Genomic DNA, 12,401 nt, shown 5'->3' on the forward strand with positions numbered 1-12,401 from the left:
CGTACCGCACTGGGTTCGCTGACTATCAGGCTGACAAAGACCGGCCCCGCCTGCGGACAGACGGGGCCGGGGAAAACGCGTGTGATCAGGCGGGGAGGACCACGACGAAGCGCTGGGGCTCCTCGCCCTCGGACTCGCTGCGCAGGCCGGCGGCCTTGACCGCATCATGCACGACCTTGCGCTCGAAGGGCGTCATCGGCTTGAGCTTCACCGGCTCGCCGGAGCTCTTCGCGTCGGCCGCGGCGTTGGCGCCGAGCTCGGACAGCTCCTCACGCTTCTTCGCGCGGTAGCCCGCGATGTCCAGCATGAGGCGGCTGCGGTCGCCGGTCTCGCGGTGCACCGCGAGCCGGGTGAGCTCCTGGAGCGCCTCCAGGACCTCGCCGTCGCGGCCGACCAGCTTCTGCAGATCACGGCTGCCGGCGTCGCTGATGATCGACACGGCGGCGCGGTCGGCCTCGACGTCCATGTCGATGTCGCCGTCGAGGTCGGCGATGTCCAGCAGACCCTCGAGGTAGTCCGCCGCGATCTCCCCCTCCTGCTCAAGGCGGGTCATGGTGTCGCCTGCCTCAGCAGCGGCGGAGGTGGTGGTGCCTTCCGTCACGGGATGGACTCCTTCTACTTCTTGGACGGGTGCTTGGGCCGCTGCTGGCCCTTGCGCTGCCCGGACTTGGCTTTGCTGCGGGTGCCCTGGCCGGGCTGCTGACCACCGGAGGTGCCGGGCTTGCCCTTGGTGCCCGCGTCCTTGGGTTCACCGGACTTGTTCGCGTCCTTGGCGGCCTGGTCGGCGGAACCGTCCTCGGACTTGGTCAGCGAGGGCTTGGCGCCGGGCTCCGCGTCCGTCTTCGCGGCTCCGGCGGTCGGACCGGCCTGGCGCTTGGCCTTGCTCTGGCGCTTGGGCTGCTGCCGCTTGGGCGCGCCACCGGCGGCCGGAGTGCCGTCCTCGGTGGTGGTGGTCACGGTGTCGCTGACCACGACCGTGCCGTCGGCCTGGGCCGCGAGTCCGGCCTTGTTCAGGCCGTTGATGAACTTGCGCTCGTACTCGTTGCGGTCGCGGCCCTTGGCGACGATGGCCTTGATGGCGCGGGACTGGCCACGGCTGCGGGTCTTCTTGGCCTCGGTGACGTGCTTCTGCAGGCGCTCCAGGTAGGCCGCCTGGGCCTTGGAGCCCGGGGTCGGGTTCTGGCGGATCACGTACATCTGCTGGCCCATGGTCCACACGTTGGTGGTCAGCCAGTAGACGAGGACACCGACGGGGAAGTTGATGCCGAAGACGGCGAACATGATGGGGAAGACGTACATCAGCATCTTCTGCTGCTGCATGAACGGCGTCTTCACCGTGGTGTCGACGTTCTTCGTCATCAGCTGGCGCTGGGTGAAGAACTGGGACGCCGACATCAGGATGATCATGAGCGCGGTCACGACGCGCACGTCGGTCAGCGAGGCGCCGAGGGAGGCGACCTTGTCGGCGCTGTCCGTGAACTTCACCGCGAGCGGGGCACCGAAGATGTGGGCGTCACGGGCGCTGTCCAGCAGCTGCTGGTCGATGACGCCGACCTTCTTGTTCGACGCGATGCCGTTGAGCACGTGGTACAGCGCGAAGAAGAACGGCGACTGCGCCAGGATGGGAAGGCACGAGGAGAGCGGGTTGGTACCCGACTCCTTGTACAGCTTCATCATCTCTTCGGACTGACGCTGCTTGTCGCTCTTGTAGCGTTCCTGGATCTTCTTCATCTCGGGCTGCAGCGTCTGCATGGCCCGGGTCGCCTTGATCTGCTTCACGAAGAGCGGGATCAAGCAGATGCGGATCAGGATCACCAGAGACACGATCGACAGGCCCCAGGCCCAGCCCGTATCAGGGCCGAAGATCGCACCGTACAGCTTGTGGAACTGCACGATGACCCAGGAGACGGGTGTCGTGATGAAGCTGAAGAAACCGGCAATCGTGTCCACTAATCAAGCTCCTTGAGCATGGGACGGGGTCTCGGCGGCCGGGCTCGTGGGAGCCGGGGGAAGGTCTCCGGACGGCACGCCAGCGGCGGAGGGCCCGCCCTTGCGTTCGCGCCAGGCGGCGCGCAGCATCTCGTGCCACCGCGGGCGCTTGCGCGGCGGTACATGATCGACACCGCCGAGCGACCACGGATTGCACCGCAGGATGCGCCAGGCAGTGAGCGCTGTGCCCTTGATCGCGCCGTGCCGATCGATGGACAGATAGCCGTAGTGGGAGCACGACGGGTAGTACTTGCAGACTGGGCCGAGGAGTGGACTGATCGTCCACTGGTACAGCTTGATCAGCGCCAGCAGCGGGTACTTCATCGCGCGCCCCCTCCCAGCAGCCGCTCAAGGGCGGCATCCAGGTCTCGGGCCAGCTGTGCATGGTCGGCATCACCCGCACCGGGCAACGCTCGTACGACTACCAGGCTACCGGGGGGCAACGAGGCCAGTCGGTCGCGCATGAGGTGGCGGAGTCTGCGCTTGACCGCGGTGCGGACCACGGCTCCACCCACGGCCTTGCTCACGACGAAACCCGCACGTGTCGGGGGAAGGTTCTCCCCCGACACGTGCGGGTCCGTTGCACCGCTACGTAGATGGACGACGAGAAGCGGGCGTCCGGCCCGACGACCCCGTCGTACCGCGGTCGCGAAGTCTTCGCGCCGCCTCAGCCGATGCTCGGTAGGCAGCACGACGTCATGACCTAATGCGCTTAGGCGGACAGGCGGGCGCGACCCTTGCTACGGCGGGACGCCAGGACGGCGCGGCCGGCACGGGTGCGCATCCGCAGCCGGAAGCCGTGGGTCTTCGCGCGACGACGGTTGTTCGGCTGGAAGGTGCGCTTGCTCACTCGGGGGCTCCAGAAATGATGTGTGTGGTGGCGGGGCATCGCCTGGCTGTCACCGTGCGCCCACGAGAAGCTCGCATACGCACCGAGTGCACCGCTTCACAATCACAGATCGTGATCTTTGCCCATCGGAGGCAGGCGGCAGCAGCCATCGACAACTCGACCTGGTTACGGTACGCGGGGCTACGCCATCCGGTCAAACCAGCCGTCATGGAGAGACACTGTGCACAGCCTGTGGACAACAACTTGAACCGCACCCGTCGCCCTGACTACCGTGGCTGAACTCCGTTTCGTTCCCTTCCCCCTGCCCCCGTCGACTTCCGTCCCTACCCGTCCCAAGAACCACACCTTCGTGGGACCTGTGAGAGAGCGTGCCCTGTGGCTGACGTACCTGCCGATCTTGCCGCAGTGTGGCCACGGGTTCTGGAACAACTTCTCGGAGAGGGACGGGGGCAAGGGGTCGAGGCGAAGGACGAGCACTGGATCAAACGGTGCCAGCCGCTGGCCCTCGTCGCCGACACCGCCCTCCTCGCGGTGCCGAACGAGTTCGCCAAGGGCGTCCTCGAGGGCCGTCTCGCCCCCGTCGTCAGCGAGACGCTGAGCCGCGAGTGCGGCCGCCCGATCCGCATCGCCATCACGGTCGACGACTCCGTGGGCGAGCCGACCCCGCCGGCGCCCCCGGTCCAGCAGCAGCCCCGGCAGCAGCCCCGCTACGAGGAGCAGCCGCCCCGGTACGAGGACCAGCCCTCCCGGTACGAGGAGCGCCCGCCGCGGTACGAGGACCAGGAGCCGACCCCCTCCGGTCAGGGGCATGACACCTACGACGGCTACGGCCGCCGCCCCGCCGACGAGCACGGCGGCCGCCCCGACCAGCTGCCGACGGCCCGCCCCGCCTACCCGGACTACCAGCGCCCCGGCGCCTGGCCGCAGCAGCCCCAGGACGACTACGGCTGGCAGCAGCCCCGCCTCGGCTACCCCGAGCGCGACCCGTACGCGAGCCCGCCCCAGCAGCCCCAGCACGACTACCGCCCGCAGCCGCAGGACCGCGGGCCCTACGACCAGCAGCTCCCGGAGCGCCAGCAGCAGGACCGGCACGACCAGCACGACCGCCGGGAGCGGCACGGGATGCCCGAGCCGTCCGGCGGCGCGGGTGCGGGCGAGCACGGCGGCACCGGGCGGCACGGGGGACAGGCGGGGCACGGCGGTCCCGTGGGCCGCGGTGGCACCCCGCTGCCCGCGTCGAGCGGCGCCCCGGGGCCGCTGGCCGCGCAGCCCGCGCCGGCGACGGGCCCCGGTGAGCCCACGGCGCGCCTGAACCCGAAGTACCTCTTCGACACCTTCGTCATCGGCGCCTCGAACCGGTTCGCGCACGCGGCCGCGGTCGCGGTGGCCGAGGCGCCCGCCAAGGCGTACAACCCGCTGTTCATCTACGGGGAGTCCGGACTCGGCAAAACGCATCTGCTGCACGCCATCGGGCACTACGCCCGCAGCCTGTACCCCGGCACGCGCGTGCGCTACGTGAGCTCCGAGGAGTTCACCAACGAGTTCATCAACTCCATCCGCGACGGCAAGGGCGACAGCTTCCGCAAGCGGTACCGCGAGATGGACATCCTGCTGGTCGACGACATCCAGTTCCTCGCGGACAAGGAGTCGACGCAGGAGGAGTTCTTCCACACCTTCAACACGCTCCATAACGCGAACAAGCAGATCGTGCTGTCCAGCGACCGGCCGCCCAAACAGTTGGTGACTCTGGAAGACCGGCTGCGCAACCGCTTCGAGTGGGGTCTGATCACCGACGTCCAGCCGCCGGAGCTGGAGACGCGTATCGCCATCCTTCGTAAGAAGGCGGTACAGGAGCAGCTCAACGCCCCGCCGGAGGTCCTGGAGTTCATCGCGTCCCGCATCTCGCGGAACATCCGTGAGCTGGAGGGTGCGCTGATCCGGGTCACGGCGTTCGCGTCGCTCAACCGGCAGCCGGTGGACCTCGGCCTCACGGAGATCGTCCTCAAGGACCTGATCCCAGGGGGCGAGGACGCGGCCCCGGAGATCACGGCGACGGCCATCATGGCGGCGACCGCGGACTACTTCGGCCTCACGGTGGACGACCTGTGCGGATCCTCGCGCAGCCGGGTCCTGGTGACGGCACGCCAGATCGCCATGTACCTCTGCCGGGAGCTGACCGATCTGTCGCTGCCCAAGATCGGCGCGCAGTTCGGCGGCCGCGACCACACGACCGTGATGCACGCCGACCGCAAGATCCGCGCGCTGATGGCCGAGCGCCGCTCCATCTACAACCAGGTCACCGAGCTGACCAACCGCATCAAGAACGGCTGACAGCCAAGGCCTTACGCGGCCTCAGGGCGCTCCGGAGCACATGCCGGAGCGCCCTTTTCGTTGCCCACGCGCGCGTACCCACAGCTGTGCACAACGGAACGCGCAGCCCGGCCGCGACCTCCCCGACACCTGCCGTTCGAATACCGCTCGCATCGAGAACGTTCTCCACAGATCTGTGGCCTTTGCTCCTTCCACACCCTGGGGACTGGAGAGTTGTCCAGATCGTGTCCACAGGGGACCCTGCTGATTGATCATCAGGCCAGGTCAGACGGTTGTGGATTCGTGGACGAAGACTCTCCACAGACTGTGGATGAAGATCGTGTCCACAGGGCCGGTCCGGAGTTGTCCACCGACGGCCCACAGGAGCGGCCCGGTTGTCCCCAGCTTTCCCCGGCTTCCCCACAGGGCTGTCCACTGTTCGGCAATGCGACGCGCCCTCTCACCGGGACGAGTGAAAGGCGTCACACAAAGGTGCCGGGTTGGCCTGTGGGGAAGCTGGGTAAAGCTGGGGACAGGGCTGGGGAGAAGTACCCGCCTCCTGTGCATCGGGTGTGCAGAACTTTCGCCCGTCCACAGATCCACCCGGTTGTCCACCGCTGCCGCCCACAGGGCCCGTGGACAAAAAACGGGCTCTGACCTGCGCATTCACGGTTATCCACGGTTTCCACAGGCCCTACTACTACTGCCCCCTAGAGTCACCTGGGAATCCGTTTCGAAGTTGGGGCTGTGCACAACTCTCGGCTCGGCCCTCCGACACCTCTCGGCACGACTTGACCCCGACGGGCACCAGCTGTCAGTGCGGTGCGTCAGACTGGTCCCCAGTGCCAGCAACAGCAGGAGGGCGGCTAAGTGAAGATCCGGGTGGAACGCGACGTACTCGCGGAGGCGGTGGCGTGGGCGGCACGCAGCCTCCCGGCTCGGCCGCCAGCGCCCGTCCTCGCGGGCCTGCTGCTGAAGGCCGAGGAGGGCGCCCTCTCCCTGTCCAGCTTCGACTACGAGGTCTCGGCCCGAGTCTCCGTGGACGCCGAGGTCGACGAGGAGGGCACGGTCCTCGTATCCGGCCGCCTGCTCGCCGACATCTGCCGCGCCCTCCCCAACCGCCCGGTGGAGATCTCCACAGACGGTGTACGGGCGACGGTGGTCTGTGGCTCCTCGCGATTCACACTCCACACCCTCCCTGTGGAGGAGTACCCGGCGCTGCCGCAGATGCCCACGGCGACCGGCACGGTCCCCGGTGAGGTCTTCGCCGCCGCCGCGAACCAGGTGGCGATCGCAGCGGGCCGCGACGACACCCTCCCGGTGCTCACGGGTGTGCGCATCGAGATCGAGGGCGACAAGGTCACCCTGGCGTCCACCGACCGCTACCGCTTCGCGGTCCGTGAGTTCCTGTGGAAGCCGGAGGACCCGGAGGCCTCCGCGGTCGCCCTGGTGCCCGCCAAGACGCTCCAGGACACCGCCAAGGCCCTCACGAGCGGCGACACGGTCACCCTGGCGCTCTCCGGCTCCGGCGCGGGCGAGGGCCTGATCGGCTTCGAGGGCGCGGGCCGCCGCACGACCACGCGTCTGCTCGAGGGCGACCTGCCGAAGTACCGCACGCTGTTCCCGACGGAGTTCAACTCGGTCGCCGTCATCGAGACGCCGCCCTTCGTGGAGGCCGTCAAGCGTGTGGCCCTCGTCGCCGAGCGCAACACCCCGGTGCGCCTCAGCTTCGAGCAGGGCGTGCTCATCCTGGAGGCCGGCTCCAGCGACGACGCACAGGCTGTGGAAAGGGTCGACGCCCAGCTCGACGGCGACGACATCTCGATCGCCTTCAACCCGACGTTCCTGCTCGACGGCCTGAGCGCGATCGACTCCCCGGTCGCCCAGCTGTCGTTCACGACGTCCACGAAGCCCGCGCTCCTGAGCGGCAAGCCCGCGCTCGACGCCGAGGCCGACGACGCGTACAAGTACCTGATCATGCCCGTACGTCTGAGCGGCTGAGCCCACAGGTGTGTGGCCGCGTCCGGGCGTAGGCTCGGGCGCGGGTACGAAAGTGCCGCGGGTACGTATGCCGCTCGACGACGAGCGGCGGCGACGTGCCTTCACGCCACATCGCTAGTTAGGAACGCACTGATGGAGCTCGGTCTCGTCGGTCTCGGCAAGATGGGCGGCAACATGCGCGAGCGCATTCGCCGCGCAGGCCACACCGTCATCGGATTCGACCGCAACCCGGACCTCGCGGATGTCCACAGCCTCGAGGAGCTTGTGGGCAGGCTCGAGGGCCCGCGCGTCGTGTGGGTGATGGTGCCGGCCGGAGCCGCGACGCAGTCCACCATCGACGAGCTCGGCGAGCTCCTGCAGCCCGGCGACGTCGTCGTGGACGGCGGCAACTCGCGCTGGACGGACGACGAGAAGCACGCCGAGGAGCTGGCCGCCAAGGGCATCGGCTTCGTCGACTGCGGCGTCTCCGGCGGCGTCTGGGGCCTGCAGAACGGTTACGCGCTGATGTACGGCGGCGACAAGGAGAACGTCGCCAAGGTGCAGCCGGTCTTCGACGCGCTCAAGCCGGAGGGCGACTTCGGCTCGGTGCACGCGGGCAAGGTCGGCGCGGGCCACTTCGCGAAGATGGTCCACAACGGCATCGAGTACGCGATGATGCAGGCCTACGCCGAGGGCTGGGAGCTCCTGGAGGCCGTGGACTCGGTCACCGACGTCCGTGAGGTCTTCCGCTCCTGGCAGGAGGGCACGGTCATCCGTTCCTGGCTGCTCGACCTCGCGGTCAACGCCCTCGACGACGACGAGCACCTGGACAAGCTGCGCGGCTTCGCACAGGACTCCGGAGAGGGCCGCTGGACGGTGGAGGCGGCCATCGACAACGCCGTGCCGCTGCCCGCGATCACCGCGTCCCTGTTCGCCCGGTTCGCCTCGCGCCAGGAGGACTCCCCGCAGATGAAGATGATCGCCGCGCTGCGCAATCAGTTCGGCGGCCACGCGGTCGAGTCCAAGAGCGAGCACTGATCCACAGCCCGTACGGTTCCTCGTCCACAGCCTGTGTGGAGCGGCGAGGGACCGACAGCATGAAGTAGGCCGGGGGAGGTCGGCGCACACCATGCACGTCACGCATCTGTCGCTGGCCGACTTCCGCTCGTACGCCCGGGTCGAGGTTCCGCTCGACCCGGGCGTCACCGCGTTCGTGGGCCCGAACGGCCAGGGCAAGACCAACCTCGTCGAGGCCGTCGGCTACCTCGCCACCCTCGGCAGCCACCGGGTCTCATCGGACGCCCCGCTGGTCCGCATGGGCGCCGACCGCGCCGTCATCCGGGCCGCCGTCCGGCAGGGCGAGCGTCAGCAGCTCATCGAGCTGGAGCTGAACCCAGGCAAGGCCAACCGCGCCCGCATCAACCGGTCCTCGCAGGTCAGGCCCCGTGACGTCCTGGGCATCGTGCGCACCGTCCTGTTCGCGCCCGAGGACCTGGCGCTGGTCAAGGGCGACCCCGGGGAGCGGCGGCGGTTCCTCGACGAGCTGATCACCGCGCGCTCCCCGCGCATGGCGGGCGTCCGCTCCGACTACGACCGCGTCCTCAAGCAGCGCAACACCCTCCTGAAGTCGGCCGCCCTCGCACGCCGTCACGGCGGCCGCTCCATGGACCTGTCCACGCTCGACGTGTGGGACCAGCACCTCGCCCGCGCGGGCGCCGAGCTGCTCGCCCAGCGACTCGACCTGATCTCCGCGCTCCAGCCGCTGGCCGACAAGGCGTACGAACAGCTGGCACCCGGCGGCGGCCCCGTCACGCTCGACTACAAACCCTCCTCGCCGGAAATCGTCGGCCACGCGCGCGAGGAGCTGTACGAGCAGCTGATCGCTGCCCTCGTGGAGGCCCGCAAGCAGGAGATCGAGCGGGGCGTGACGCTGGTCGGACCGCACCGTGACGAACTACTGCTCAAACTTGGCCAGCTTCCCGCGAAGGGTTACGCGAGCCACGGCGAGTCCTGGTCGTACGCCCTCGCGCTGCGCCTCGCCTCGTACGACCTGCTCCGGGCCGAGGGCAACGAACCGGTGCTCGTCCTCGACGACGTCTTCGCCGAGCTGGACGCGCGCCGCAGGGAACGGCTCGCGGAGCTGGTGGCGCCCGGCGAGCAGGTCCTCGTGACGGCGGCTGTGGACGACGACGTGCCGGGTGTGCTCACGGGCGTGCGGTACTCCGTGGCCGAGGGCGCGGTGGAGCGCGTATGACCGGCCAGGAGCCGCAGCCGGACCGCGAGGCTCCGAAGACGGGTGAGACCGCGAACGCGCCCGGCGCCCCGGACACCCCCAAGACCCCCGAGCCCTCCGGCGTGGACCTCGCCCGCGTCGCCCTTCGTGCCGCCAAGGAGCAGGCACGCGCGCGGGGGGACGCGACGCAGCAGAAGAAGCAGGCCCGCCGCGGCGGACTGCGCTCCGGCGCGCGGGCGGACGGGCGCGACCCGCTGCCCCTCGGCTCCGCCATCAACCGGCTGATCACCGAGCGCGGCTGGGAGACCCCGGCCGCCGTGGGCGGTGTGATGGGCCGCTGGCCGCAGATCGTCGGCGACGACCTGGCCAAGCACTGCGTACCGCAGCGGTACGACGAGAACGAGCGCGTCCTGACCGTGCAGTGCGACTCCACGGCCTGGGCGACGAACCTGCGCCTGCTGGCTCCGCAGCTGGTCGCGCGCCTCAACGAGGACCTGGGACACGGCACCGTGCGCATCATCAAGGTGCTCGGTCCCGGGGGCCCCGCGCACCGCTTCGGACCCCTGCGCGCCCCCGGCAGCACGGGTCCCGGCGACACCTACGGATGACGTGATCCGGACCGTAGCTGGTGGTTGACCTCCCGAAGCGCTGAGTGCCGCTGTGAGCCTCTGGGACCCCGGGGCCGCATATGGGGAGTCGGCTGATGCCGGTTCAGGGCGGCACATGCGGACTCAGGTACCGGCAAACCCCCATCACTGTCGGCGCTACCGGTAGACTGGAAGCTAATCCCGCCCCAAGCGTGGGGAGCGACGGGAGAAGCTGAGCAAGAGCTGAACCAGGCTTACCAACGCAACACGCCGCAGCCGCTCCGGCGAGCGCCGGGAGCTTGGCTTGTGCTGTGCCAGAAAGGGCGCTTCGTGGCCGATTCCGGCAACCCCAACGAGAACATCCCGTCCACTGCCGCCGGCGCCGCCGGCGAGGTCCCCCCGGAGACGCAGGCAGCCGCCGCGGCCTCCGGAGAGGGTGCCTCGTCGTACGACGCCAGCGCCATCACCGTCCTCGAGGGTCTGGACGCGGTCCGCAAGCGGCCCGGCATGTACATCGGCTCGACCGGTGAGCGTGGTCTGCATCACCTGGTCCAGGAAGTCGTCGACAACTCCGTCGACGAGGCCCTGGCCGGTCACGCCGACACCATCGACGTCACGATCCTCGCCGACGGCGGCGTGCGCGTGATCGACAACGGCCGTGGCATCCCGGTGGGCATCCACCCCGTGGAGAAGAAGCCCGCCGTCGAGGTCGTCCTGACCGTGCTGCACGCGGGCGGCAAGTTCGGCGGCGGCGGGTACGCCGTCTCCGGCGGTCTGCACGGTGTGGGTGTGTCCGTGGTGAACGCGCTCTCCACCAAGCTCTCCGTCGAGATCAAGACCGACGGGTACCGCTGGACGCAGGACTACAAGGGGGGTGCCCCCACGGCACCGCTCGAGCGGCACGAGGCCACCGAGGAGACGGGCACGACCGTCACCTTCTGGGCCGACGGCGACATCTTCGAGACCACCGAGTACTCCTTCGAGACGCTCGCGCGGCGCTTCCAGGAGATGGCCTTCCTCAACAAGGGCCTGACGATCAAGCTGACCGACGAGCGTGAGTCGGCGAAGGCCACGGCGGGCGCCGACTCCGCCGAGGCCAGCGACGACACCGTCGAAGAGGTCCGCACGGTCACGTACCACTACGAGGGCGGCATCGTCGACTTCGTGACGTACCTCAACTCCCGCAAGGGCGAGGTCGTCCACCCGACCGTCATCGACGTCGAGGCCGAGGACAAGGAGCGGATGCTCTCGGTCGAGATCGCGATGCAGTGGAACTCTCAGTACAGCGAAGGCGTTTACTCCTTCGCCAACACCATCCACACGCACGAGGGCGGCACCCACGAAGAGGGCTTCCGCGCCGCGCTGACCGGCCTCGTCAACCGGTACGCCCGCGACAAGAAGCTGCTCCGCGAGAAGGACGACAACCTCACGGGTGAGGACATCCGCGAGGGTCTGACCGCGATCATCTCGGTGAAGCTCGGCGAGCCGCAGTTCGAGGGCCAGACCAAGACGAAGCTCGGCAACACCGAGGCGAAGACCTTCGTCCAGAAGGTCGTGCACGAGCACCTGACGGACTGGTTCGACCGCAATCCGAACGAGGCCGCGGACATCATCCGCAAGGGCATCCAGGCCGCCACCGCGCGCGTGGCCGCCCGCAAGGCGCGCGACCTCACGCGCCGCAAGGGCCTCCTGGAGACCGCGTCCCTGCCGGGCAAGCTCTCCGACTGCCAGTCGAACGACCCGACGAAGTGCGAGATCTTCATCGTCGAGGGTGACTCCGCCGGCGGCTCCGCCAAGTCCGGCCGGAACCCGCAGTACCAGGCCATCCTGCCCATCCGCGGCAAGATCCTGAACGTCGAGAAGGCCCGCGTCGACAAGATCCTCCAGAACCAGGAGATCCAGGCGCTGATCTCGGCCTTCGGCACCGGAGTCCACGAGGACTTCGACATCGAGAAGCTCCGCTATCACAAGATCATCCTGATGGCGGACGCCGACGTCGACGGCCAGCACATCAACACCCTGCTCCTGACGTTCCTGTTCCGCTTCATGCGGCCGCTCGTCGAGGCCGGGCACGTCTACCTGTCCCGCCCGCCCCTTTACAAGATCAAGTGGTCCCGGGACGACTTCCAGTACGCGTACTCGGACCGCGAGCGCGACGCGCTCATCGAGCTCGGCCGCCAGAACGGCAAGCGCATCCGCGAGGACTCGGTCCAGCGCTTCAAGGGTCTCGGCGAGATGAACGCCGAGGAGCTGCGCATCACGACCATGGACCAGGAGCACCGCGTGCTCGGCCTGGTCACGCTCGACGACGCCGCCCAGGCCGACGACCTGTTCTCCGTCCTCATGGGCGAGGACGTCGAGGCGCGCCGCTCGTTCATCCAGCGCAACGCCAAGGACGTCCGCTTCCTCGACATCTGAGCCGGTCAGGCACTCGAAGTCGCCGACTGCCGAC

Annotated in this window: 11 protein-coding genes; 6 read left to right on the top strand and 5 right to left on the bottom strand. The window is 68.9% G+C overall.

The features are described from left to right. Positions 1–85: 85 nt before the first annotated feature. From ACFVHO_RS03130 to rpmH, 5 genes are read right to left on the bottom strand one after another with little or no spacing between them, the layout of a single operon-like run. Complete coding sequence (locus ACFVHO_RS03130; protein ID WP_030357764.1) at positions 86–601, bottom strand: R3H domain-containing nucleic acid-binding protein; 516 nt, start codon at positions 599–601, stop codon at positions 86–88. Positions 602–615: 14 nt separating this feature from the next. Next, positions 616–1,950, bottom strand: coding sequence for a membrane protein insertase YidC (gene yidC / locus ACFVHO_RS03135; RefSeq protein ID WP_385709411.1), 1,335 nt, complete (start codon positions 1,948–1,950; stop codon positions 616–618). Between the two features lie 3 nt (positions 1,951–1,953). Next, the gene (yidD, locus tag ACFVHO_RS03140) at positions 1,954–2,313 is read right to left on the bottom strand and encodes a membrane protein insertion efficiency factor YidD (protein ID WP_030357762.1); all 360 of its coding nucleotides are present in this window, start codon (positions 2,311–2,313) and stop codon (positions 1,954–1,956) included. Beyond that, the gene (rnpA, locus tag ACFVHO_RS03145) at positions 2,310–2,681 is read right to left on the bottom strand and encodes a ribonuclease P protein component (protein ID WP_385709415.1); all 372 of its coding nucleotides are present in this window, start codon (positions 2,679–2,681) and stop codon (positions 2,310–2,312) included. Before rnpA ends, yidD begins: the two co-directional genes overlap by 4 nt. A gap of 20 nt (positions 2,682–2,701) precedes the next feature. Further along, positions 2,702–2,839, bottom strand: coding sequence for a 50S ribosomal protein L34 (rpmH, locus tag ACFVHO_RS03150; RefSeq protein ID WP_016644655.1), 138 nt, complete (start codon positions 2,837–2,839; stop codon positions 2,702–2,704). Positions 2,840–3,214: 375 nt separating this feature from the next. On the opposite strand from rpmH, the gene dnaA reads away from it, so the two are divergent. From dnaA to gyrB, 6 genes are all read left to right on the top strand, one after another. Further along, entirely contained in the window at positions 3,215–5,170 is a 1,956-nt protein-coding gene (gene dnaA / locus ACFVHO_RS03155) for a chromosomal replication initiator protein DnaA (protein ID WP_385709418.1), read from the top strand. An 849-nt stretch (positions 5,171–6,019) separates the two neighbouring features. Continuing rightward, the gene (gene dnaN, locus ACFVHO_RS03160) at positions 6,020–7,150 is read left to right on the top strand and encodes a DNA polymerase III subunit beta (RefSeq protein WP_030357760.1); all 1,131 of its coding nucleotides are present in this window, start codon (positions 6,020–6,022) and stop codon (positions 7,148–7,150) included. A 132-nt stretch (positions 7,151–7,282) separates the two neighbouring features. After that, positions 7,283–8,167, top strand: a complete 885-nt coding sequence (gene gnd / locus ACFVHO_RS03165) for a phosphogluconate dehydrogenase (NAD(+)-dependent, decarboxylating) (RefSeq protein WP_385709421.1) — start codon at positions 7,283–7,285, stop codon at positions 8,165–8,167. Positions 8,168–8,258: 91 nt separating this feature from the next. Then, positions 8,259–9,383: a DNA replication/repair protein RecF gene (recF, locus tag ACFVHO_RS03170; protein ID WP_385709424.1), complete on the top strand. Its 1,125-nt coding sequence runs from the start codon at positions 8,259–8,261 to the stop codon at positions 9,381–9,383. Continuing rightward, positions 9,380–9,970, top strand: coding sequence for a DUF721 domain-containing protein (locus ACFVHO_RS03175; protein WP_385709427.1), 591 nt, complete (start codon positions 9,380–9,382; stop codon positions 9,968–9,970). Before recF ends, ACFVHO_RS03175 begins: the two co-directional genes overlap by 4 nt. A 285-nt stretch (positions 9,971–10,255) precedes the next feature. After that, the gene (gyrB, locus tag ACFVHO_RS03180) at positions 10,256–12,367 is read left to right on the top strand and encodes a DNA topoisomerase (ATP-hydrolyzing) subunit B (RefSeq protein ID WP_385709429.1); all 2,112 of its coding nucleotides are present in this window, start codon (positions 10,256–10,258) and stop codon (positions 12,365–12,367) included. The last annotated feature ends 34 nt before the right edge of the window (positions 12,368–12,401 follow it).

The sequence above is a fragment of the Streptomyces sp. NPDC127108 genome, from assembly GCF_042677545.1.
GTDB lineage: Bacteria > Actinomycetota > Actinomycetes > Streptomycetales > Streptomycetaceae > Streptomyces.

Coding starts and splice junctions, on each gene's coding strand:
- yidD (WP_030357762.1), bottom strand. CDS start 2,313: ATGAAGTACCCGCTGCTGGCGCTGATCAAGCTGTACCAGTGGACGATC.
- gnd (WP_385709421.1), top strand. CDS start 7,283: ATGGAGCTCGGTCTCGTCGGTCTCGGCAAGATGGGCGGCAACATGCGC.
- recF (WP_385709424.1), top strand. CDS start 8,259: ATGCACGTCACGCATCTGTCGCTGGCCGACTTCCGCTCGTACGCCCGG.
- ACFVHO_RS03175 (WP_385709427.1), top strand. CDS start 9,380: ATGACCGGCCAGGAGCCGCAGCCGGACCGCGAGGCTCCGAAGACGGGT.